General features: G+C 60.5%; 20 protein-coding genes and 1 pseudogene. 6 read left to right on the forward strand and 15 right to left on the reverse strand.

The genetic code is table 11. The features are described 5' to 3' along the window. Nucleotides 1-361 precede the first annotated feature (361 nt). The 9 genes from AB0L63_RS29075 to AB0L63_RS29115 all read right to left on the reverse strand — a co-directional run bounded on the left by AB0L63_RS29075 (nucleotide 362) and on the right by AB0L63_RS29115 (nucleotide 7,998). Nucleotides 362-1,048, reverse strand: coding sequence for a YoaK family protein (locus AB0L63_RS29075; protein WP_364507128.1), 687 nt, complete (start codon nucleotides 1,046-1,048; stop codon nucleotides 362-364). An 87-nt stretch (nucleotides 1,049-1,135) separates the two neighbouring features. Next, nucleotides 1,136-1,573, reverse strand: a complete 438-nt coding sequence (locus AB0L63_RS29080) for a RidA family protein (protein ID WP_364507130.1) — start codon at nucleotides 1,571-1,573, stop codon at nucleotides 1,136-1,138. Further along, the gene (locus tag AB0L63_RS29085; RefSeq protein ID WP_364507133.1) at nucleotides 1,566-3,158 is read right to left on the reverse strand and encodes a gamma-glutamyltransferase; all 1,593 of its coding nucleotides are present in this window, start codon (nucleotides 3,156-3,158) and stop codon (nucleotides 1,566-1,568) included. The genes AB0L63_RS29080 and AB0L63_RS29085 overlap by 8 nt, the downstream gene beginning before the upstream one ends. A 1-nt stretch (nucleotide 3,159) precedes the next feature. Then, entirely contained in the window at nucleotides 3,160-3,516 is a 357-nt protein-coding gene (locus AB0L63_RS29090; protein ID WP_364507135.1) for a non-heme iron oxygenase ferredoxin subunit, read from the reverse strand. 31 nt (nucleotides 3,517-3,547) lie between these two features. After that, a complete protein-coding gene (locus AB0L63_RS29095; protein WP_364507137.1) occupies nucleotides 3,548-4,990 on the reverse strand; it encodes an aldehyde dehydrogenase family protein in 1,443 nt (480 codons plus the stop codon). Next, entirely contained in the window at nucleotides 4,990-6,225 is a 1,236-nt protein-coding gene (locus AB0L63_RS29100; RefSeq protein WP_364507223.1) for an FAD-dependent oxidoreductase, read from the reverse strand. The genes AB0L63_RS29095 and AB0L63_RS29100 overlap by 1 nt, the downstream gene beginning before the upstream one ends. 29 nt (nucleotides 6,226-6,254) lie before the next feature. Next, entirely contained in the window at nucleotides 6,255-6,590 is a 336-nt protein-coding gene (locus AB0L63_RS29105; protein ID WP_364507140.1) for a Rieske 2Fe-2S domain-containing protein, read from the reverse strand. A 99-nt stretch (nucleotides 6,591-6,689) separates the two neighbouring features. Next, nucleotides 6,690-7,409: an iron-containing redox enzyme family protein gene (locus tag AB0L63_RS29110; protein WP_364507143.1), complete on the reverse strand. Its 720-nt coding sequence runs from the start codon at nucleotides 7,407-7,409 to the stop codon at nucleotides 6,690-6,692. Nucleotides 7,410-7,551: 142 nt separating this feature from the next. Beyond that, a complete protein-coding gene (locus AB0L63_RS29115) occupies nucleotides 7,552-7,998 on the reverse strand; it encodes a heme-binding protein (protein ID WP_364507145.1) in 447 nt (148 codons plus the stop codon). A 194-nt stretch (nucleotides 7,999-8,192) separates the two neighbouring features. On the opposite strand from AB0L63_RS29115, the gene AB0L63_RS29120 reads away from it, so the two are divergent. Further along, on the forward strand, nucleotides 8,193-9,857 hold the full coding sequence (locus AB0L63_RS29120; protein WP_364507226.1) for a helix-turn-helix domain-containing protein: 1,665 nt from the start codon (nucleotides 8,193-8,195) through the stop codon (nucleotides 9,855-9,857). Nucleotide 9,858: 1 nt separating this feature from the next. On the opposite strand, the gene AB0L63_RS29125 is transcribed toward AB0L63_RS29120, so the two are convergent. Next, nucleotides 9,859-11,247, reverse strand: coding sequence for an MFS transporter (locus AB0L63_RS29125; RefSeq protein ID WP_364507228.1), 1,389 nt, complete (start codon nucleotides 11,245-11,247; stop codon nucleotides 9,859-9,861). A 289-nt stretch (nucleotides 11,248-11,536) separates the two neighbouring features. Here AB0L63_RS29125 and AB0L63_RS29130 point away from each other — a divergent pair. Beyond that, nucleotides 11,537-11,856: pseudogene (locus tag AB0L63_RS29130) on the forward strand (hypothetical protein); the annotation flags it as partial. Nucleotides 11,857-12,132: 276 nt separating this feature from the next. Here the strand turns inward: AB0L63_RS29130 and AB0L63_RS29135 are convergent. Together AB0L63_RS29135 and AB0L63_RS29140 are read right to left on the reverse strand one after the other, a co-directional pair. Continuing rightward, nucleotides 12,133-13,545 (reverse strand): amidase family protein, encoded by a 1,413-nt coding sequence (locus tag AB0L63_RS29135; RefSeq protein WP_364507147.1) that lies wholly within the window; start codon nucleotides 13,543-13,545, stop codon nucleotides 12,133-12,135. Continuing rightward, nucleotides 13,542-14,897, reverse strand: a complete 1,356-nt coding sequence (locus AB0L63_RS29140) for an MFS transporter (RefSeq protein WP_364507150.1) — start codon at nucleotides 14,895-14,897, stop codon at nucleotides 13,542-13,544. Before AB0L63_RS29140 ends, AB0L63_RS29135 begins: the two co-directional genes overlap by 4 nt. A 408-nt stretch (nucleotides 14,898-15,305) precedes the next feature. On the opposite strand from AB0L63_RS29140, the gene AB0L63_RS29145 reads away from it, so the two are divergent. Next, nucleotides 15,306-15,605 (forward strand): hypothetical protein, encoded by a 300-nt coding sequence (locus AB0L63_RS29145; RefSeq protein WP_364507153.1) that lies wholly within the window; start codon nucleotides 15,306-15,308, stop codon nucleotides 15,603-15,605. Nucleotides 15,606-16,118: 513 nt separating this feature from the next. Further along, complete coding sequence (locus AB0L63_RS29150; RefSeq protein ID WP_364507156.1) at nucleotides 16,119-16,406, forward strand: hypothetical protein; 288 nt, start codon at nucleotides 16,119-16,121, stop codon at nucleotides 16,404-16,406. 12 nt (nucleotides 16,407-16,418) lie between these two features. Here the strand turns inward: AB0L63_RS29150 and AB0L63_RS29155 are convergent, their stop codons facing one another. Next, nucleotides 16,419-16,631, reverse strand: coding sequence for a hypothetical protein (locus tag AB0L63_RS29155; protein WP_364507158.1), 213 nt, complete (start codon nucleotides 16,629-16,631; stop codon nucleotides 16,419-16,421). A gap of 16 nt (nucleotides 16,632-16,647) precedes the next feature. On the opposite strand from AB0L63_RS29155, the gene AB0L63_RS29160 reads away from it, so the two are divergent. After that, nucleotides 16,648-17,154, forward strand: coding sequence for a hypothetical protein (locus AB0L63_RS29160; RefSeq protein ID WP_364507161.1), 507 nt, complete (start codon nucleotides 16,648-16,650; stop codon nucleotides 17,152-17,154). 491 nt (nucleotides 17,155-17,645) lie between these two features. On the opposite strand, the gene AB0L63_RS29165 is transcribed toward AB0L63_RS29160, so the two are convergent. Together AB0L63_RS29165 and AB0L63_RS29170 are read right to left on the reverse strand one after the other, a co-directional pair. Next, the gene (locus tag AB0L63_RS29165) at nucleotides 17,646-19,274 is read right to left on the reverse strand and encodes an NAD(P)/FAD-dependent oxidoreductase (RefSeq protein ID WP_364507163.1); all 1,629 of its coding nucleotides are present in this window, start codon (nucleotides 19,272-19,274) and stop codon (nucleotides 17,646-17,648) included. Between the two features lie 52 nt (nucleotides 19,275-19,326). Continuing rightward, entirely contained in the window at nucleotides 19,327-20,469 is a 1,143-nt protein-coding gene (locus tag AB0L63_RS29170; protein WP_364507231.1) for an alpha/beta hydrolase, read from the reverse strand. Between the two features lie 125 nt (nucleotides 20,470-20,594). Between AB0L63_RS29170 and AB0L63_RS29175 the strand changes: the two genes are divergently transcribed. Further along, complete coding sequence (locus AB0L63_RS29175) at nucleotides 20,595-21,179, forward strand: TetR/AcrR family transcriptional regulator (RefSeq protein ID WP_364507166.1); 585 nt, start codon at nucleotides 20,595-20,597, stop codon at nucleotides 21,177-21,179. Nucleotides 21,180-21,782 lie beyond the last annotated feature (603 nt).

A 21,782-nucleotide genomic window follows, 5' to 3' on the forward strand; every position in this document is an offset into this window, starting at 1 on the left:
GAACCAGCCGACGGTCCTGGACAGATCCGCGCCGGGGACGAGGCGGCTCGACGAGCTCGCCCGCGACCAGAACGGTGCCTGGCAACGCAGTGCCCGTCGGCGACGATCAACAGCCAGAAGTCATTTATCACCGCGGCCGGTATGAAAGACGCTCAGCCGCAGCCGATTACGGCTGACGGCTTCGTTAGTGGCCGCGTCGACTACTCGCGCGAGTTCATACTGGCTGGGTGTCTTGTCGCGACCAATGACTACCGCACCGGCTCCGATCGACCGTCGGCGATCGACGCGGCACGAACCCTACTGACGCACATGGGCATCACGACTCCGACCTCCTCGACGTGCCCAGCACCAGCCGCCTGCTTCAGGCACCACGCACCAGATGTCGGTGTCCGATTACGGCAACGACAAGTGTCAGCGCGGACGCCAGCCCCAGGGGCACCGCGATATCGAGCCTTAGAAGGAACGAGCCGACCACTGCACCAAGGAATATGAGTGCTATCGCTCCGGCTCGCCGATTCCACACCGCCTGCCAACCTCCCTGCACGAACGATTCACCTGCCAGCGAAGTAAGGGTGGATGTCACGACGACCGTCGTCATGTCCCTGATCGCGAGGCGCCGAGCGACGGCTGCTTGCTCTCCCATCACGGCAGCTATGCACGCCGCGACAATGACCTGCACATGCTCTGATACATGCTCACCGACGGTAACGAGCACAGCGACCAACACCGCCAGAACTACTCCGCCGACGCCGAGCAGTGCGGTAGTGCGTGGTTGCCACACCGGCGGCGATTTTCGGAGTAGTAGGCCGGACGCGAATGCTCCGGCGGCGAAGGCTACGAGCGCAATTCCTGGTCCGAGCACTGGCAACTCATCGGCCCCGGCGACCCCCATGCCCAGAATCACTATGTTGCCCGTCATGTTTCCGGTGAACACCCGATCGAGTCCGAGGTAGCCGACAGCGTCGACGACACCCGTGACGAACGTGAGAGTCATCATCAACCACAGGCCGACCGAGTCGGTTCGGGCCGCCCTGAGTGACCGCGTCATCTGATGCGTCTGCTGTCCTACCATGTCGATCTGCTTTCTTTGGAGAGATTCGTCGTTCGCCAGACCGACCCACAGAAATCCATCTCGCTAGGACAGTCCGGCCACTGCAGCAGTCAGCTCGATCTCGACGGGAGAACCGGATGGCAGCGATGTCACACCGACGGCGCTACGTGCCGGTAGGTATTCGTCTCCGAACAGGTCGGCCAGAGCTGCCGATGCACCGTCGGCGACGTCGGTGTGCTGGGTGAAATCGGTTGTACTGGCGACGAATACAGTCATCTTCAAGCACCGGATGATTGGACCCCCTGGGCTGGCGTTGATGGCAAGCACGGCGTTGCGAGCTGCAAGCGCGGCAGCGGATTGCGCTTGCTCAACTGTCACATCCAGCCCGACGGTGCCGGTGATGGTCAACTCGCCGTCGATACGCGGAGTCATCCCGGCACTGTAGGCAATACCCTCGTGCACGGTTGCGGCCACGTATCTTCCCTGCGGCTTGGGGGTGGGAAATTTCGGCGACTCAGGCACTGAGAGCGATCCCTTCCTGGCGAGGGTCGGCAGCCCCGATCATCAGGCCGCGATCGTTGTCCATCGAGATCACTTGAGCACTACCGCCGCCGCCCCATGAACTTTGCCTTCGGACTCGGTGGCCCAAACGCTCGAGTTCGTCTATCGTGCGGGGATCGATCCGATCTTCGCATCGCAATTCCGATTCGAGTCCGACGACATCCGAGTCGCTTCCAGGGAACACCGTGAAACGAGGCGCTGCAACGGCTTCCGCCGGGTCCAGGCCGTGATCGATGAGGTGGGACAACAATTGCATGTTCCATTGCACCTGCCCGTCCCCACCTGGGGTGTTCCCGACGTGCAGCAGGTTGTTCTCCGAGTCGGTGACAATCCACGCGTTCAGGGTGTGCAGAGGTCGTCGTCTAGGCTGCACGGAATTGGGATGTCCTGGAATCAGATACGCGCCGCGGCCTAATCGGTTGTTGAGCACTACGCCGGTGCCGGGAACCGAGATCTTGGCACCGAACGTGAACGCCAGCGAGTGGATGAAGCTGACCGCTCGTCCGTCGGAGTCGACGACAACCGTGGAGGTGGTGTCACCGTCATGTACGTCGAATGCACTGGGCGCCAACATCCCTGAGTCCAGTTTTTTCCGTGCGGACGCTATGGATTCTTCGGTCAGCAGGCTGCGCCACGCATCGCTATCGCTTCCGCATCGGGCAAATCGATCTTCGAACGACATCCGTGCGGCACGGGCCATGCGGTCGATCGCTGTCGTCGACATCCATGGTGTGAACCCGACACTACGATCGCACAGTGCCGCTTGTTGTAGGACCATCCAGCCTGGAGTCGGCAGCGGCGTTTGATGGACGACGGCTCCGCCATAGTTCATGGTGATCGACGGCGCCACAAGGGCATCGGCAGTCGCAGCCCACTCTTCACCACTGAAGGGGGCGCCGCCGCGCGCCAAGGCCGCGACGGCCTGTTCGGCGAACGACCCGGTGTAGAACCAGCCCGGGTCGGTCGCCATCGTGCGAATCGTGCGCGCAAGGTCGGCCTGCGGAAGCTGTTGCCCGGCATGCGGAAGGGATCCACCCGGCAGGTACACCGCTCTCAGACCCGGGTCCCTGGCGATCGCGTCGACCGCCTCTGCGATGTCGGATCGAGTTTTGGCAGAACAGGGTAGTCCCTTCTCTGCTGCGCGAGCCGCGGGTTCCCACAGTTCGACGAGTGAACGCGTCGCTCCGCTTCGGTGCAGCGCCGCCAGAGCGGCCGGGGCTCCGGGCACGGCGACCCCGAGTGCTCCGTCCAGAGGAATGCTCGTATGCCCTCGATCCCGGTAGAAGTCGACGTCGGCGCCGTCGGGGCCGAATCCGCTGCCACCGATGGTCTGAACGTGCCCGTCGGGATCACGTATCACGGCGAACGCGTCGCCGCCGATACCGCACTGGCCAGGTAATGTCAGCCAGGTCATCGCGGCCATCGCGAGGGTTGCATCGATTGCGTTGCCGCCGTCGGCGAGGACCCGTGCCCCGACAACGCTGGCTGCCGGGTGACTCGAGGAGACCATGCCGTCTGTGGACAATGTCGAAGGGCGCGTATTCATCTCACACGCCCCTGTTGGCTCGTCGACGCGGAATCGAGTCGGTATCGTCGAGGTCGACGCCGACATAGATCTCGCCGTCGCGTTCCTCGACGGGGTATGTCTTGATCGGTTCGGTCGCGGGTGGGCAGATCGGTTCGCCGGTTTCGAGGTCGAACACGCTTCCGTGGCAGGAGCACCCGATTCCGTCGTCGACGAGTTTGCCGGATGACAACAAGCAGTCCAAGTGCGTGCAGTAGTTCGAGGTTGCATATGCCTTGCCGTTCAGCCGGGCCACCGCGAATTCACGGTCACCGCTGAAGAATCGGCGGACAACACCTTCAGGAACCTGTCCGGAGCGGGCAACTCGGTTGAACTCCATCGTGTTCTCTTCTCAATTAGGGAGGGACTGTTCAGGATGCGGCGAGGTACACGGTCTTTTCGGATTGGTAGAAGGCCATCATCGATTCGCCAGCCTGTTCCTTGTTCGTCTGTGTGCTCGAGGCTTTGTATCCACCGAACGGTACGTTCATGTTCATGCCGGTCGTCGGCTGATTGATCTTGACGAGACCTGTTCGGGAGCGCCGCGCGAACGCCAGAGCGCGACCGATGTCGGACGTCACAATGGCTGCGCTGAGCCCGAATTCGGTGTGGTTGGCGAGCTCGAGTGCATGTTCGAAATCATCAGCACGCATGAACAGCAGCACCGGACCGAAGATTTCTTCGGCGGCGATGCGCATGTGGGCAGTGCCGCCGGAGAATACAGTGGGGGCGACGAAGTATCCCGTGCCACCGTCGTCGAGGGCTTTGCCGCCGGTGACCAGTTCCGCGCCTTCGTCGATTCCGATTCGGATGTAGTCGAGTACTTTGCGGTATTGGTCGCCACTTGCGAGAGCGCCCATGTCACTTGATTTCTCCATGCCCGGTCCGACGACGATATCCGCGGCCAACATGACAACTCTGTCGAGCAACGCATCGTGCACCGCGTCGACGGCCAGTACGCGGCTGGTGCCGGTGCACGCTTGCCCTGAGAGTCCGAATGCGCCCTTGACGATCAGCGCGGCTGCCTTGTCGAGGTCGGCGTCTTCAAGCACCACTACCGGGTTCTTGCCGCCCATCTCGAGTTGACTGCGACGTGCCGGCCCGACCGCTGCGTGAATCACTCGCCCTACCTGGGTGGACCCAGTGAACGTGACGGCGTCGACGCGTTCGTCTGCGGTGATGGCTGCTCCTGCGGCGCCGTCTCCTTGAACGAGCGCGATTGCGTTGCCGGGCAACCCTGCTGCCAGTAAGGCTTCCACCAGGCGTTGTCCCATCAAGGGGGTTAGCTCCGATGGTTTGAATACGACGACGTTGCCGGCGGCGAGTGCAGGCCCGAGCTTGCGGGAGGGAATGTTGAGAGGGAAGTTCCACGGCGTGATTGCTCCGACGATCCCAACGGGTTCGCGTAGTGTCATCACCAGCCCGTCACCGGGCGAGGGATAGGTGGCCCCGGTGGTGCGGAGAGCCTCGGCTGCGTAGTAACGGAAATTCATCGGAGTACGGCTGACCTCCATTGTGGCCTCGGCAACCGTCTTGCCTTCTTCCCTGACGAGCTCTTCGACCAGACTCTCGGCGTGCTGCTCGAGGTGCGTGGCCGCGCCCTCGAGAATGGCGGCGCGCCGCTCTGGTGGGGTCGCTGCCCAACCCTGTGCTGCCTTCGCGAGTGCGGACACGGCTGCCTTGACGTCCGAGGCGTCCGATCGGGGAAAGACGCCGATGACATCCGACCGATCGGCAGGGTTGCGCCTCTCGAACGTTGCGCCGGAATGCGCCGGGACCCAGTGCCCATCGATGTAGTTTTGTCCGTGGATCATCAGCTTGTCACCATCTCTTCGTCGTCGGCCAGCAGGTCGAACAACTCGACATCGGGATCTGCCAGGATTTTCGGGTCGAGTGCGCGCCCGACCAGTTCGCGGGCGGCACCGATGTCTTCTCCACGGTCGAATGCACAGGCGCCGCGCAGAATGCCGTCGTCGAGGTAGAACGCGGTGAATACGCCTGCGTTGATGTCGCCCCTGACGACGAGGTCGGTGTGTTGCGCAGATCCGGTGAACTGCACGTTGACACCGAACTGGTCGGACCAGAACCAATGAGCTGGATCGACGACACCGATACGGCCCAGCATCAGGTTTGCGGTGGCGGCGCCCTGTTTGCTGGCATTGTCGAAATGTTCAACGCGTATGTGCCGTCCTGCTCGGTCGGAGAACCGTGCTGCCACATCGCCCGCGGCGTACACGGATGGGATCGATGTGCGCCCTTGGGCATCGACGAGGATGCCGTGCTGAACAGTGATTCCGGATGCTTCCGCCACCGCGGTGTTGGGCTCGATTCCGATGCCGAGGACCGCCAGGTCGGACGAAATGAGTTCGCCTCCGGTGAGCCGCACTCGAACCCCGGAGCTATCGCTCGAGATATTCTCGACAGTTGCCGATGTTCGTACTTCGATTCCGTTGCTGCGCTGTAGATCAGCGCATGCTCGAGCGATACGGTCGCCGAGAAGTCGCGACAGTGGCAGTGGGCCGGCTTCGAGAACCGTCACCTGAACGCCGAGTTGGGCAGCAGTAGAAGCAATTTCGAGCCCGATAAAGCCGCCACCGATAAGAGTGAGCCGAGCGCCCGGCCGGAGCACGTCGGCGAGGCGCTGCGCATCGTCGATGGTTCGGAGGTAGTGAACACGTTCGGGTTCTGAGCCCTCGACTGCCATGGTGCGAGGGCGGCCACCCGTGGCGATCAGTACCGAGTCGGCCGTGAGTGTGCGGCCGTCCGCGAGTTCGACAGCGCCTGCTGCGGAATCGATTCTCACTGCGGAAGAACCGGACAGCAGTTCGATGTCGTTCTTTTCGCGCCATGCTTCGGGGAGGAGCATCAGCGATTCCGAATCGCACTGGCCGGCGAGAAACTCCTTCGACAACGGCGGTCGCTGATACGGCGCATGGCATTCGTCGCCGATCAGGACTATTCGACCGTCGAATCCTCGTCGCCGAAGCGTGCGTGCCGCGACGGCGGCGGTCTGGCCGGCGCCGATAGTGACGATGGTGTTGGACGGCATGGCGCTCACTCGCTCTCTTCGGTGATGCTTCAGGTGGCCGGTGTGTATGTGGGGCGCCGCGTCAGATCGACGTAGATCTCGTCATTTTCGATCTTCACCGGGTATGTCGGCTGGCAAAGGTCTTGGTCTTCCTCGTAACCGGTCTCGAGGTCGAATGCCCATTGATGCCCAGGGCAGATCACTCGACCGTGCAACAGAGTGCCTTTGGTCAGCGAGCGATCCTGATGCACGCACATGTCTTGGAAGGCATAGATGCGGCCACCCGCTTGGAAGAGCGCGACAGCGACGTCGCCGATCTCGACGCGCAGCTTCTTTCGGCTGCCGAGCGCACCCATCGTGGTTGCCAGCGTCCAGGTCGTCTCCACTGTCGATCCTTAGGTTGTCGGCGGATTTAACTACAGGACTTGCGCCGCGGCGCAGCCCGGACGGAAGATGTCCGGGCTTGCCCCGACATGCTGTAAAAATCAGGCGTCGGCCAGTTCCAGGTCCGGTGCGACGTAGGTGTCGTACAGCCCTTTGGTGTAGGAGAACCGCATCTCAGCACCCCACTGGACCAGCTGCAGGCAACGCTGCTGCAGCGCGGGTGTATCGGCGTGATCGAGCACGATCTGATATCCGCGCTCGCCGTGCACCACATCGGAAGTGATGTGGAGCTCGAAGAACTCGATCTCGTCCTCGGTGAAGCCGTAGACCTCGCGAAGCGGGATGATCTGCTTCTTGTAGATGCTCGGTACCTGCGATTCGAGACCGACGACCAACGCTGCCGTTGCGACGACGAAGTGCTCGCGCTGAGACACTGCGTAGCACCACGACTGAAGTCCGCGGGTGATCGCACTCATGTTGGACGGGTCCTCGACCCGCTCCTTGGTGGTGCCGCACGCCTCGGCAAACTTGATGAGCAGGTCGGTGTGCCGAATGTCGGCCAGCTCTTCCTCGTACATGTTCTGCAGCGTGAAGTCCTTGGCGCCGGTGAACTCGTCCGGGGTGTTCGAGTAGATGTTCGCGAGGTAGTCGGCGAATGGTCCCACGTAGTGGTAGTGGTTCTCGGCCCAGCGTGCGAAGTGCTTCTTCTCGAGCTTGCCATCGGCCCATGCCTTGCTGAACGAGGCGTTGGATGCCTCGCGGCCCTTGATGGCATTCTCGAGTGCGGCACGGAAGTCGTCGCGGTTCAAAAGTTCGGTCATGAGATGCCTCATTTTCTGATGCGATGTGTGGGTGATGGCTCTTCGTTGTCGAGCCTTGTTTCAACGCTATCGAGGCCGCCGGGCTGGAGCCACGGTCAAAGTGACTCGATATCAACGGGTTTCGTGTGCGTTGTATTCAGCCTCAGGCGTGGGCGGCGGTCAGCGCCTCGAACTTTGCGAGCATTGCTGCACCAACAGCTTTGTCCTGCTCGCCATTTCCTCCACTGATTCCCACTCCTCCGACGATCTGTCCCTCGAACGAAAGCGGGAACCCGCCGACGAAGATCGCGAACTTGCCCGGCAGCATGTGTGAGATGCCGAAGGCCTCGTTACCCGGGAGCGCGGGACCGTCGGGCGCCTCGTTGAACAGGTGCGTTGCCCGCTCGTGTCCGGCAGCCGTGAAAGCCTTCGCGATGGCTATGTCCACCCCGGTGATGCGGGCTCCGGGCAATCGATGCAGGGCAATGACGTTGGCACCGTCATCGACGACGCACAACGTCTGTTTGACACCGATCTCGTCGGCTTTGGCTCGTCCTGCGGCGAGGATCGGGAGTGCGTCGTCGAGGGTGATGCGGTGAATTCGATGCATCAGCGTGTCCTTGGATTCGTGTCGGCTGGAGGTTGTATTACGGATTTCTATCAGCGCCGACGACGGATTGCTCTAGGCAAAATAGCTATATTTCTGAAGCTTTTCGGGTCATAGTGCACATATTGCATGGCTATTGTGTCGGTCATACTGTTCTGAATTGGCATATTCGAGCCATGGCCGAGAGTGAGCGAACGTTGAACGATTCTGGCGATGCCGAAACCGAGCGGTTGTCAATCCGAGGGCTACTCGAAGAACCGGTCTTTGCGAACGGGCGGATACTCTCCGGCGAAGGTCACCTCGACCGACCGGTAACCTGGTGCCTGCCCTGGGATGAGGTGCTGAGTCGCCCCGACTCGCTTGTCGAGGTAGCGGTGTATGTGCGGTCGGACGCACTCGCGAACTACCGTGGGAACTTGAGTTCGCTTGCCGCGCGAGGCGCAGCAGTACTGATCATCGACGGTGTCGCGCCGGAGAACAGCAGGTGGTCGGACGAAGTACCGGTGTTCGAGATCGGTTCTCCGGTCGGCTTCACCGCGATGAACAGACTTCTTGCCGAACGAGCGTTGACGCAAGAGGCTCACGTGATGCGGTACGGGGTGATGGTTCACCAAGCCTTGGTGACCCTGCTACACCGCGGCGCAGGTCTGCCGACGCTCATTCGCGAAGTATCGAAGCTCACGTCCAACCCTGCAGTGGCGCTCGATGTCCGCGGCGACCTCATCGCCGCGTCCGGCCTGAAAGACAGTACGTCACAAAGTTCTGTTGTATTACTGAATCATCTGGCGGAGGCGCTACCGACGCGAAGCGAACGACCGGTTGGTCACGGTCAAGATGTAAGAGTTCTCGAGTTGGGCGGATCGCCCTATCCACTAGCCGTTGCTGGAGCAATGCAACTCGCCGGTCGTCACGAAGGGTGGATCGTCGTCCTCGTCGGAGAAGGCAAGGCGCGCAGGCACGATATCGCTCAGTATTCGGTGGTAGCCGAACAGGCAGGCACCATTATCGGGACGGAGATGCTGCGCCAGCGAAGCGTCGACGAAGCAGAGGAACGCGCACGTGGCGACTTCGTCCAAGCCCTAGTGCACCACAATTTTGCCAACCAACTCGATCTGCGGACAAGGGCGGCGTTGCACGAGATCGACCTGGACCTGGACTACATGGTGTTCGTGGCACCAGGCCTGACGCCACGCTCGCACGACGGTCCGAGTCCGAGCCTGATGCGTCTGGCGCGATACGCCGCGGGTGTGCTCCCCCATCCTGACGTCCGATCGCACGTCACCGTCATCGGCGATGTACTGGTGGTGATTCGCCCAATTCGGTCCGATCGTGACCTGGAGATATCGGAGTATGCCGAGGAAATCGCACGTGATCTCGAAGCACGTCTGGGCCAACCGATTCCCATTGCTCACGGACGCTTGGCGCACGGTGCGGTGAACATCAGCGAGAGCTACCGTGAGGCCAGGATCGCGCTCGGTATAGCCACACGGCTCAACCTCTCCGGGTCGGTCGCATATCGAGACCTCCGCGGCTTCAGCGTCCTGGAAGCTGCGTCGGGTACCGAGGAAAGCCGCCGATTGATCGCTGACGTGCTCGAACCACTTCGTGCAGGCAACGGGGCCAACGACGTCGAGGAGTTCCTCTTCGCCTATCTCGAAGTGGGCGGGAATCTGAACGCAGCAGCCAGACGATTGCAGATCCATCGCAATACCGTCATCTCCAAACTCAACCGCGCATCGAAGGTCATCGGCATGGACATTCGCCGACCCGAGAATCAGTTCATCGTCTGGTTGGCACTCCGACTCGACCTTCTGTCCACGGTTCGAGATAACGTTGTCCGCGAGGTATCGCCGCGCGGGTGAACTACCCGTCTACCGGGTTTCGACCTGCGAACGAGATGCCGAAGCCTGCCGAAACCATCACGGCAGCAACACCGAACAGCAATGCATAGGATGCAGCACCGGCATGCAAAGCGATGCCGACCCACGCTGCGCCGACGGCGGTTCCCCCGAAGCGGATCAGATTGAACACGCCCAGACCAGTTCCCATCGCTCCCGCCGGTGATCGCGTCGACCCGGCGGCGGCCGGCGTTTGCACCATCGCGATGCCGAGCCCTGCCGCCACCAGAATCGCCACCAGCACCGCAGGAGAAAGCTGCAACGACGGCCGTAGTAGTGCAGCCAATCCGATTTGACTGCAGGCCAACATGATCAGTCCGGCACGCATGACGATGCGAGGCCCGACCCGGTCGATGATACGTCCGACAACAGTCGCCGCGAATGTCATCGTGACGGGCAGAACGAACAGCAACAATCCTGCCTGCGATGTGGAACTACCCGCGTCGGTCAGGTAGAGCGGTACCGCCAGCAGCGTCGACCCTAACGCGAACATCTGCACGAATGCAGCGAAAGCACTTCTGAGAAAACGAGTTTCGAGTACCAATTCGATCGGAACGAAAGGGTTCGCGCTCCGCCGAGTGCGACGTACGAAAAGCACAAGGAGGGCAAGTCCGAGTCCGAGTGCAATCAACTTCAGCCACGCCGGAAAACCCTCTTCGGAGATTACCGTGATGCTGAGAATCATCAGCGCCGCACCGCCGGTGAGTGACGCAGCAGACCAACCGTCGAGCGTCATCCTTCGACCCGGGTACTTCGGTACGCACTTCATCGTCGCCAGGTAGCCGATGATGGCAATGGGTATCAGCGGCACGAAAGTCCAACGCCATCCCCACCAGTCACTGATCACGCCGCCCATCGACGGGCCCACCGCTTGACCGAGACCGTTAACAGCAGCCCAGGCTCCGACGGCACGCGCTCGGCGAGCGGGACCGAACAGCCAAGCGATAAGGCCCATCACGGCGGGCGCGAAGGCAGCCGCAGCCAAACCGCCCAACGAACGCCATGCGACCAGAACCGGCAACGTGGGGGCCAACGCAGCACCGAGCGAGCACACCGCTGAACCCAGCAGGGCCCCGCAGTACACACGCCGTCGACCGAATCGATCTCCGATCCAACCTGCCAACGGCATTGCTGCTGCGAAGGTCAGCAAGAAACCGACTACTACGAAGATCCCACTGCCGAGGGATGCGTCGTACTCATCCAGGATCGCATTGAGCGGGACGTTGACGATGTTGTTGCTGACGGTGCCGACAAACGTTCCGATCAGGAGCGCAGCGAGCGCCGGACTGGTCCCGATGCCGCGGTCGGTCGCCGAATGAGTTGTCCCATCAGCCGAATCGAGCTTCGAACGCATTATGTCTTTTCCGTTTCTATAACGCTGGGAGATCGCCCCGATATGCCGTGCCGACAGGAACCGAATAACTATGTAGGTGAGGCTAACCATATATCAAATACTTCGATATGGTCCAATCCAGATCCTCAACATATTCGCCACGGTAGCGCTCCGAATGAAATATCCGACACATTGCACGCTTGGCCTCATCGGAGCGTGTGCAGACTGGCCGTTGACCCCTTGATACGACCCGCGCACCATCGAACCAGGTCGTGAACGCACTCTGAACTCAGTCCTCGAGGGGCACAACGTGGAAGTACATCTGACCGCCGCACACTGGGTCTACCTCGCAGGAATCATCATCATTCTCGCCACAATGCTGATGCGAAAGAACATCGTTGTCCCCGCAGTGCTCGGCGCTTTTTCACCGCATTCGTATTTTCCGGAAGTCTCGTCACGGGTCCGGCGGCGCTCTTCAACGGCAGCCTGATCGCCGCCAGAGAGCCCTTCAACATCTTCCTGATCATCTCGTTCGCGACAGCCATGCTCGGTGCATTGCGACAGATGGGCGCCGATCGATTGATGGTGGCGCCGTTCCGCAAAAGTCATGCGCGGGGCACCAGCAGCTTTTCAGCTTGAATCCACTGACGCGATCTGGAGGTAGGGGCAGGGGGCCGTCAATCTTGAAGTGGTGATGCGAATTGGATTGACGACTCGGTGATCTGACAGGACTTGCCGAAACGTTTGCCGGTGACGATCCCATCTCGTCTCGTCTCGCTTAACGTCCGGCGCCGACGAAGTTTGAGGCACTTCGGGTTTCGCACGGGCATGACGCTTCTTCGACCCGGCTCGGGAAAGGATCTCGAGTCGGGTCGAAGAGGGGTCAGCGAAGCGTGGGCGCAGCCTTCAGACAGTCTGTGTAATCGAGACAGGAGACGGATCGATGGGAGCCACAGATCCGATTTCCCGCTCAAGGATTCCGGCGATCTTCAGACAACGGTAATCGTGCCAAAGTGGAGCCACAATTTGAATACCGAGAGGACCGGCAGCTGTTCGCATCACCGGAGCGGACACGACAGGAGAGCCTGTCGCTGAAATAGCCGTAACGAAGCGCATCGAGTCTATGACCTGATGCGCACGAGATTCACCGGCTGTATCCATCTCGACCTCGAACGGTGGTTCGATGCTGACCGGCCCGACGATAGCGTCGTATTCGGATGCAAACTCATGCCAGCGCGTGGTGAGCTCTGTCAGTCGATTCAGTGCGCTCAGATAGTCGGTGAGGAGTCCGGAGGTCGAGAAGTAGCTCTCCATGTATTCCAGTGAACGCAATGTCGTATCCGGATCGGCCAAGAGACGCTTCGCTTTCCATTGCGTCTTGGTCTCGTGGTAGACGATGGATCCGCGGGTCTGTTCCAAGTCGCGAATCCACGCCGGGTCGACATACTCCACCTCTGCGCCGGACCTCTCGAACACGGCGCAGGCTTTCTCGAGCGCTGCCGTCACTTCTGATGACACTGCGCCGCCCGGCTCCGCGATCACGCCGATACGTAGCCGCTTCGAATCCGGAGTAGCCTCGGGAAGTTCCGGCGCCGGAAACCCACGGGGGCGCGCGGAGATCATCGAACGTAAGCCGAGTTCGGCATCTTTGGCGTTGCGCGAGATCACGCCCTCGGCACCGAAGAGTTTCGCACCGAAACTATTTCGAGCCCCATCTGTAGGAGTGAGCCCGATAGTCGGCCGCAGTCCGACAACTCCGCAGCAAGAAGCTGGATGCCGTAATGATCCACCCTGATCGTTGCCGTGGGCCAAAGGCACCATGCCGGTTGCGACTGCGGCGGCAGAACCACCACTTGATCCGCCGGCGACTCGGTCCGGTACATGAGGGTTGACGGTGGCACCGTACAGCGGATTCGAGGTATGCCACCGAAGCGAGAATTCCGGCGCATTCGCCATGCCGACGACGACGGCACCTTGACGGCGAAGTGACGCAACAACCCAGGAATCTTCTTCCTCAACCTTCCCGGTTAAGCCTGGACACCCGTTTGTATTTGGTTGTCCGGCTACCGCAGTGTTGATTTTGACCACTACCGGCACCCCGGCCAAAAGTCCTGAGCGTTTCGCGGCGTCTGCATCGATTGCGTTTGCTGCAGCGCGAGCCTCGTCGAGCAACAGAACGGGCAGAGCGTTGACAGCGCTGTCTACGCTCTCGATACGATCGATGTGAGATTCCAAGACTTCACTGGCACTGAGATCCCGTCGACGGACGGAATTGGCGATTTCGTTTGCGGACAAAGTCCATACAGCGTTGGCATTCACCTCTGTAGCACCTCTCCGGCTTGAAGGTCATCCGTATTGATTGTCAGTGAAGCTGTTCCACCGAGATCGGTGCCTACCGAATCCAAGTCAACATCTCGTGTTTCCGGCCCCATCCAAGCGCCGTAGGTCGTCAAACAGCCGGCAATAACGACGAGAATCACCGGGGTGTACGAATAGGGAACCAAGAATTCGAGGCCGAGCATGTAGAAGCTGTACAGAGCGGGAAGCATGGTCGCCACGGAATAACCAACAGCGAATCCGGTAGCTCGCACGCTTGTCGGAAAGCGCTCGGTGATGTACGTCACCGATACCGGAAAGATGCCTGCTGCCAAGATGATACAGATACCGATCAAGGCCATCGTGACTACACCGGAACCGCCATTCGAGGCATTTAACAGGGCAACCGCATAGAGGGATGCCCCTAACGTCGTCACTGATACTCCGGCCCACATGAGTACTTTTCTACGGCCGATGCGTTGACCAAGTGCGCCGTAACCGAAGTAGCAGAAGGCGAGAATAATGTTGGCCGCGACCAGTCCTTGGCTTACTGTCGAGGCCGATTGGCCAAGATAGTTGACCAGAACGCCGGGGACAGCAGACGAGATGGCATGGAAGCCGAGCCACACCCCCGACATCATTATGAAGATATGAATCAGCGATCTGCGGTTCTGCCCTCGAGTGAGTTCCATGAGTGGTCGGCGCCGGGGAGTAGTGCCCTTCTCTTGCGACTCAGCAGGCAGTGATTCCGTGACAACTTTTCGGAAGTAGATCAGGAAGCCCAGCGTTGCGACGGCACCGAGTACAAAGGGCATCCGCCAGCCCCACTGTACATAGGAAGAGCCAATTCCGTTGGCCGGCAGGTAATGAAGCACAATCGCGGCGGCAACAGAGATCGTCGCCGCACCGAGCGGATATCCGATGTTCGTGTATGCGCCGACGACTCCACGCAAATTTTTGGGTGACGACTCCATTGCCAGTGCCGGGAGACCAGCCGTTGCACCTCCCATGAAGAAACCGCCCATGAATCGGACGGCTAGCATCAGGACGTAAGCGACTATTCCGATGCTGGAATATCCCGGAAGTGCTGCCATCGCTAATGTCAGTGCAGCCACGCAGGGAATCGCAATCGACACTGAGCGTCGACGACCCACCGTGTCGGCGATGTGACCGAATACAACTGCGCCGAACGGACGTGCCAACAAGGTGGCGGCGAAAATGATGTAGAACATCGTGGTGCTCGTCGCCAAACTGCTGTCGGGTGGGGCAAAAAAGATGATGGCGGGTGCGAGAACCACAGTGGGAAGGTAGATATCGATGACGTCGACGTAGAATCCGAGTGCTGCGGCATTCATGACTCGTCGGGTCTTCCTCGGCAGGGACCTCAGCGTGGGAGGGTTTTCATTCCCAGTTCGTGATGCACGGCGGGTGTCTGCCTGCATAACTATCTCCGCTCTGAAAAGGGTCAATCCTAAGATTGGAAAGATGCTGGAGTCCGCCCCTTCCTCGAAGGTCATTACCTTCGGGCGGGTGAACGGATTGAGGATGTGTGGATTTGTTCCGGTTCGGAGGCTTTAGCAGGCCTTAGCTTCTCGGACATCGGCTGGGCCGTCAACAACGAAAGTGCACAATACCGAGAGCGGAATCTGTGCATAGTGACTTGGATCACAGTCATAGGGGTCGTCGAAGGAGCCCTTCCGGTGGTCAGCAGGAGCGTGACGGGCCGGTCGAAGTCGTAGGCGTGATGTCTCAGGGCAGCGGCGATGTTGGTGTGGCTCGCCATCAAGTCTTCGAGGAACCTCTACCGCTGCGCCATGCGCCTGTGCTCTGCGCGCCCCGAGGATCAACTGATTCGGCAGGAATCTCTGGAAATCGGCGACAGGGCCTCCGATGTGATCGCTGACGAACGCACCGGTCAGCAACAGTGCACAACGATCATCCCAATCTGGATGTTGGCGTGCGTTGAGCAGCTTCGACGCCTCGGCGACAAACAAGGTTCGTTGCCACACCAACTGGTAGTCGGGCTCAGCCAATCGCACGTTCACGACGACGATTATCGGTGAGCAACCCAGATACACCGAAGACAAAGATCGCGGCATCGCGGATGCGTGCGCGCGTACTCAAATCCTCGGAGGTCGTTTCCATACGGCTGCTCCCTTAAACGCACGTCAATGGTTAAACACGTGTTCAACGGCGGGTAAGAGCCTTTCGACCAGGACTTTCAGGGACCTTCGAACCCTCATCTTCCGCACTTTTCAGCGCGTATCAACCGTCAGGGTGCTGACCGACGACGCAGTCGGGCCGGGCTACGCCGGCACTGCGGGCGGGAACTTCGGTACTTGGCCGATTGGCAGAATTACACCAGTTCGAGGCACCGGGACTGGGCGCATCGGATGTAATGCCGACCGAAAGCGAGGCCGCGGTTCTATAGCACGGGGAAGACGGCTGCCGGTCCGGCTCCCTGGGCCTGCATTCGTTCTGTACATGGAAGTTCCGATCGACTGTGGACTTCCTGCACGGGTCGCGGGTAGTTCGGCCCTGTCTGACGAGGCGATGGTTGTGGTGCGCTGAGGGGCATGCCAAATCGCAAGATCTATCGGGATCGGCGAACTCTCACCCGCGGCCAGCTCGCGATCGAGCTGCGCCGGCTCGCCGACCAATTGGAATCCGGCCGGGATCTCAGCTATGGCGGCCGCGCGGCCGAAGGCCGTATTGCCGTACCCGACCGAGTCGACCGCGAGCTGAATATCGAGTGGTCGCCGAGAGATGCCGGATTCACCATGGGTGTCGAGATCATGTGGCCCATTTGCTCTTTTTCTGCGGCGACGGCCGTCCCGGCAACGCACGGCCTGAGCGATGGATGACCAGTGACGAGCTCAGGGCAGGACGGGGCCCTGCTGCTGGCTATTTGCTGTCGGTAATCGTTCTGCCGCCGCAGGTCGCGCGGCGGTGGCGTCGGGGCCGATGACTGGTTCGCGGATCACGTTGGTGATGAGTTCGCCGAAGGCGTGTGGGTCGTATATGAGCCAGGTATGCCCGCCGGGCACGGTGATGGTGCTTGGGTCACCAAGGGCGGTCTGCAGCGACATCGAGGTGGATTCGGGTATGACCGTGTCCACCTTGCTCCACACCACGAAGATCGGGAGCCGACATTCAGACACCCTGAGCGAGCTTCTCGGCGCGCACTATCTGAGCACCGCTGAGCAGCATCGAGAGTCCGTACGCGGCAAGGTGTTCGGCCTGCACAGCGAGGTGGGATCGGTTCACCGGACTGATGCAGCTGCTGCACACACCCTGCGGGCTCCCGATGTCGGCAATCGCATCGATGAGGGCCGACTCCCGCAGATTCTGTCCGAGGCGTTGCCGCCGCTGAGCGAACAGACCCTCGAAAGGCCGGGGAGCGGCTCGACGGCCTTACCGAGACTCGGCTCGCACAGGACAGGCCGGGCCACCACGCTGGAGCATGTGCGACAGTTCCACTCGGCCTACCGCGCCTATGCCACAACGGTTCTCGTCACCACAGCCACTGCCCTGGACAGCACACTCGGCAACCCGCTCGACGCTCGCGACAAGCATGGCGAACTATCGCGGCGACTTCGCGGCCCGACCTAACAGCGCACGACAACCGAGGCAGGTCCGGGCGAGCTTAGGAGGTCCGCGAACTCTGGCCATGTCGTCGAAGGCACGGTCAGAATCGAGTTGGACGACCACGCGGCGGGACAACTGTCGGGCTACTGGGCATCGCATCGCCACCGGACTGCCCCAGCAATTCCCGCGTGCGAGCGACTGCCGAGATCCTCGATGTCAAGGATGTCCACAGCGGGGCACAGCTTGCCTTGCGATATGTCATCGAGGGCGACGGCGCACCCAAGCCCGTCTGCGTAGCAGAACAGATCTCCCTGAGACTACGGTGACTTTCACCAGCCCCAAGGGCTGAGCGTGTCCCCCTGGACGAACGAGGGACCGCTCATCTGTGGCGCGCGGCCGCTGATGCCGATTCTCGGCACGCAGGCCACGAAGTCAGGGCACTGGGCCGACGGCGCCGGCCATCGGAGGTTGCACCTCGATGACCGGCGCCGCGGCATGAGTGGTGGTGCGCAGGGTCAAGATTGGTGCGCAAGTTCGGCGGACCTCAGGTCGAAGCCCTCGTAGCCGTTGCGGGCGACTTCTGCGAGCTTGGCGCGGTAGTTGCCGAGTCCCGCGAGATAGAACATCACGGTATTGGTCTTGCCGGGAATGTTCGCCCCGAAGATCCAGGACTCCGCCCTGGGGAACAGCGTCATGTCGGCGATCTCTTGGCAAGCACCCGTCCAGGACGTTTCTGCTTCCTCGACAGGCTCGACCGTCGCGACCGCCGAGCGTTCGGCGCTGCCGATCAGATCGGAGATCCACTCGACCTGGGCCTCGATGCTCGGCGGCAGGTTGGTGAACGGACCGTTGGGCCCCAGAATCATGAACATGTTGGGGAAGCCCGTGGTGGAAACTCCGAGATAGCTGGTGGGTCCGGCCTGCCAGTGTGCGTTGATCGACTTCCCCGCTCGTCCCCGGATGTCCATGCGAGTGTAGTTGCCGTCGACGGCGTCGAAACCGGTGGCGAACACCAGAACATCGAGTTCATGTTCGACGCCGTTCTCGGTGCGAACTCCTCGTGGAGTCATTTCTGCGATCGGCGTTTCCTTGATGGACACGAGCGAAACATTGTCGCGATTGAATGTCGCGTAATACCCGGAGTCGCAGATAGGACGCTTGGCATACAGGTCGGTGGGTGTGAGCTTCCGTGCGGTCTCCGGATCGTCCACGATCTCTGCGATCTTGCTGCGGATGAAGGAGGCTGCTGCCTCGTTCGCTTGGGGATCGGTCGCAATATCGCTGAAGGTTCCGAACATGAATCGGAAGCCGCCTCCGATGTCCCACGCTTCCTGGAAGACTCTCCTCCTTTCCGCCTCGGGCACGCTCATCGCGGGGATATCGCTTTCTTTGAATCCGAAGGCCACCGCGGAAGACCGGACGTTATCCCAGATCTTGTCGTAGTTGGCCTTGAAAGCTTCGACAACCTCGCCTCCGAGCGCTCCGTTCCCGGCCGGCACACTGTACTGCGGTGAACGCTGGAAGACCGTCAGGTGCTCGACATACGGGGCGATAGCGGTGATGATCTGAATTCCTGTGGAGCCGGTGCCGATCACACCGACGCGCTTTCCGCTGAAATCATGGTAATCAGGCCAGGCGCCAGAATGGTACACGTCGCCTTCGAACAACTCCCTACCCTTGATGTTCGGCAGGTTTGTTGCCGACAGCAGCCCGAGCGCGGTGACGAGATATTTCGCGGTGAAGGTCTCGCCGGTATCGGTGCCTATACGCCACTTTCCGGATGACTCGTCGAAGTGGGCAGATTCGACACCTGTGTTCAGCTGGATGTCCTGGGCCAGGTTGTTCCGGTCTACCACGCCCTCCAGATATGCCAAGATATCTGGTTGCTTCAGGTACCTGGTCTTCCACTGCGACTCCTGCAACAGGTCCTTGTCGAAGGAATAGCGATACACGAATCCTTCGGTGTCGGACAGCGCCCCTGGGTATCGATTCCAATACCAGGTCCCGCCGACTCCTCCGGCGCGGTCGAACGCCCTGACCGATAGGCCGAGTTCGTTGCGGAGCTTGTGCAGCATATAGATTCCACCGAATCCGGTACCGATCACGATGGCGTCGTATTCAGTCCTGGCGTCCGGGCTGGTCATGGGTGTAACTCCTTGTGGTGCTCGGAATATGAATATCAGCTTGGTCGGAACATCAGACGTGGTACCACTGGGCAATGCGCCGGATTTCTTCATCCGCCTCGGGCGCACGGCCGGCCAAGAATGGATAAACGTGCTGCATCCCCTCGGCGATCGACAGAGTCACATCGACACCTGCTGCTTTGGCTCGGTCGGCCAGCCGAGTGGCGTTGTCCAGCAGCGATTCAACGGAGCCAGCAGCAATGTACAGCCGGGGAAACCCGGTGAACTCAGCATGCAATGGATTGGCCAGGGGATTATCGGGTCGAACAACGTCGCCGAGAACACCGGCGATCATTCCTTCGAGCAACGGCACCGTGATGAGAGCATCGGTATCGTTGTTGGTAACAAGGGTTTCGCCCTTGTTTTCCATATCCAGCCATGGCGACAAGGCGATTACCTGCCCCGGCATGGGGCGGCCCTTTTGCCGGAGCGCGAGGGGGATACCAACGGCGAGGTTTCCGCCGGCCGAGTCGCCGATCGTCGTGATATCGCTCGGAGCGATTCCCGCGGTGATGAGGGCTTCGAAGACCGCAACGCCGTCCTCGAGTTGAGCCGGGTGCGGATGCTCCGGTGCGCGCCGGTAGTCGAGGACGAATGCGGTAGCACCGAGGGCTTTGGCGACATGACCGGCCAGCTTGCGATGGCTCGCGGCTGAACCCACAGCGAACCCGCCACCGTGGGTATACAGCAGGACTTTGGACCTATCGGCTCCTATCGGTAGTGCCCAGATACCGGGAACGCCTCCGACGACGTCTTCTTTGTAGGCGACCTCTTCGGGCTCTCTGGTCGGCTGGTGCCATTCGTCGAAAATGCTCCGAAGGAGCCGCGTCGTCAATTCGGGAGTGCTGTTGAGGATCCGATCCCAGTCGGCATAGAGGTCCCGAAGAAAGTCGGACTCCGGCGAAGTCGCGCTCTGCGGGAAGGCGGAACCGGTAGACATATCGATACTCCTATTCGTTACCCGTGTATTCTTGGCCCGGAATCGAGGAATTCGTACTCGAGTGCACTCACTCTGCGCCTGCGAGCGTGCGCACGGTTGTTCCGATTTGGAACGCTTGCCGGGGTCACAAGGTGCAGTCCCATCCCAGCGGGCAAAGGCCCAGCGTGACGGGCACTTTGCAGGGCCGCTGATCTCGGAGCGGCTCTCGTCGAACATCACGCTCCACCGCTCCAGGAGCGGGTACCACTGACGTAACATTGGTCTCAGACCACGGGTGGCACTCGATTCGGTGCCGTCCCGAACAGCGGAAGGACACGATGACTCGGGTAACGAGAGGGGGAGTGCGCACCAATGCCGCCATCCGAGAAGCTGCGGTTCGCCTTTTCTATGCCCACGGGTACAAAGCCACGTCGATTCGCGCCATTGCCAACGAGGTCGGCATCCAGGTCAGCAGTATCTATAATCACATCAACAGCAAAGACGAATTGCTGGCCGAGATCATGTTGTCCGTCATGGATGAACTTCTCGACTCGGCGAACGCCGTGCTCGACGGGGTTGTCGGCGGAGCGCCGGAACGCTTGAAGGCGATCATCGACTTCCATATCCGGTATCACGCTGAGCACGCGCGAGAGGTATTCATCGGCAATTCTGAACTACGTTCGCTTAGCGGCGGTGATCTCGAAAAGGTCCTTGCCAGGAGGGTCGAATACGAGCAATTGCTTATTCAGCTCGTCGACGACCTGGCAAAGAATACGGGCGCAGATGTTCTGGACGCCAAAATGCAGGCCTATTCGATTCTTGCGCAAGGCGCACATGTCGCATCGTGGTACAAACCGCAAGGGTCGAAGTCACTCGATGATACAGTCGAGATATATATCACGATGACACTGAGGCAACTCGGCATCGATGGCCGGGCCCTGAGGTAGTCTTCGAAACCTGCATCAAGGCGATCTTCCGGCGGCACATTCTGGCTTGTCGCACGACACCACAAACCACTGCCAATGCACCTTCTGAGGTGCTGGAAAATTTTCGGACAGCGAGATTTTTCTTTCTCGATATTTCTTGTTCCACTCAAATCACTCTGACTCTATCTCATTCGACATCCAGTAGTCGGTTCTGGAATGAAGTCGAATCCGGTGTACCGCAACTCGATATAGGCGGGGTATCCTTCCTCGCGCTTTCGCGTTCAGGATATTAAATGCGGTTGATGCGCTCGTTCTTCAGGGTTCCGTTGAACAACTCCGCCCACGCATTGCCTGGCGGCCACCAGCTCTGTGCGCATGTGATCAGCCGTCGCGTAGCCGCTGACCTTATTCGAGAAAGCAGTCCGACACGGTCGCCAGGCGCAGCCATCCGGGGATTTCACCCATAGTGACGGATGGCCCAAGCCGCCAGTTGTTCCACTTCGGAACAACCAACGTGAACGCCGGTGACCGAATGTAAACGGTCAGCGCGCCGAGACGATGCCGCGGCAGCCGAATGCATAGGAGCATCGAGGAGCTGATGCAACTACATCACCACGAATCCGG

Source organism: Nocardia sp. NPDC051990 (genome assembly GCF_040680755.1).
Lineage (GTDB): Bacteria > Actinomycetota > Actinomycetes > Mycobacteriales > Mycobacteriaceae > Nocardia.

Excerpts from the sequence above, each read along its gene's own strand:
- AB0L63_RS29075 (WP_364507128.1), bottom strand. The coding sequence starts at position 1,048 with ATGACGCGGTCACTCAGGGCGGCCCGAACCGACTCGGTCGGCCTGTGG.
- AB0L63_RS29085 (WP_364507133.1), bottom strand. The coding sequence starts at position 3,158 with ATGAATACGCGCCCTTCGACATTGTCCACAGACGGCATGGTCTCCTCG.
- AB0L63_RS29090 (WP_364507135.1), bottom strand. The coding sequence starts at position 3,516 with ATGGAGTTCAACCGAGTTGCCCGCTCCGGACAGGTTCCTGAAGGTGTT.
- AB0L63_RS29095 (WP_364507137.1), bottom strand. The coding sequence starts at position 4,990 with ATGATCCACGGACAAAACTACATCGATGGGCACTGGGTCCCGGCGCAT.
- AB0L63_RS29100 (WP_364507223.1), bottom strand. The coding sequence starts at position 6,225 with ATGCCGTCCAACACCATCGTCACTATCGGCGCCGGCCAGACCGCCGCC.
- AB0L63_RS29110 (WP_364507143.1), bottom strand. The coding sequence starts at position 7,409 with ATGACCGAACTTTTGAACCGCGACGACTTCCGTGCCGCACTCGAGAAT.
- AB0L63_RS29115 (WP_364507145.1), bottom strand. The coding sequence starts at position 7,998 with ATGCATCGAATTCACCGCATCACCCTCGACGACGCACTCCCGATCCTC.
- AB0L63_RS29125 (WP_364507228.1), bottom strand. The coding sequence starts at position 11,247 with ATGCGTTCGAAGCTCGATTCGGCTGATGGGACAACTCATTCGGCGACC.
- AB0L63_RS29140 (WP_364507150.1), bottom strand. The coding sequence starts at position 14,897 with ATGAATGCCGCAGCACTCGGATTCTACGTCGACGTCATCGATATCTAC.
- AB0L63_RS29145 (WP_364507153.1), top strand. The coding sequence starts at position 15,306 with ATGTTGGTGTGGCTCGCCATCAAGTCTTCGAGGAACCTCTACCGCTGC.
- AB0L63_RS29150 (WP_364507156.1), top strand. The coding sequence starts at position 16,119 with ATGCCAAATCGCAAGATCTATCGGGATCGGCGAACTCTCACCCGCGGC.
- AB0L63_RS29155 (WP_364507158.1), bottom strand. The coding sequence starts at position 16,631 with ATGTCGCTGCAGACCGCCCTTGGTGACCCAAGCACCATCACCGTGCCC.
- AB0L63_RS29160 (WP_364507161.1), top strand. The coding sequence starts at position 16,648 with ATGACCGTGTCCACCTTGCTCCACACCACGAAGATCGGGAGCCGACAT.
- AB0L63_RS29165 (WP_364507163.1), bottom strand. The coding sequence starts at position 19,274 with ATGACCAGCCCGGACGCCAGGACTGAATACGACGCCATCGTGATCGGT.
- AB0L63_RS29170 (WP_364507231.1), bottom strand. The coding sequence starts at position 20,469 with ATGTTCGACGAGAGCCGCTCCGAGATCAGCGGCCCTGCAAAGTGCCCG.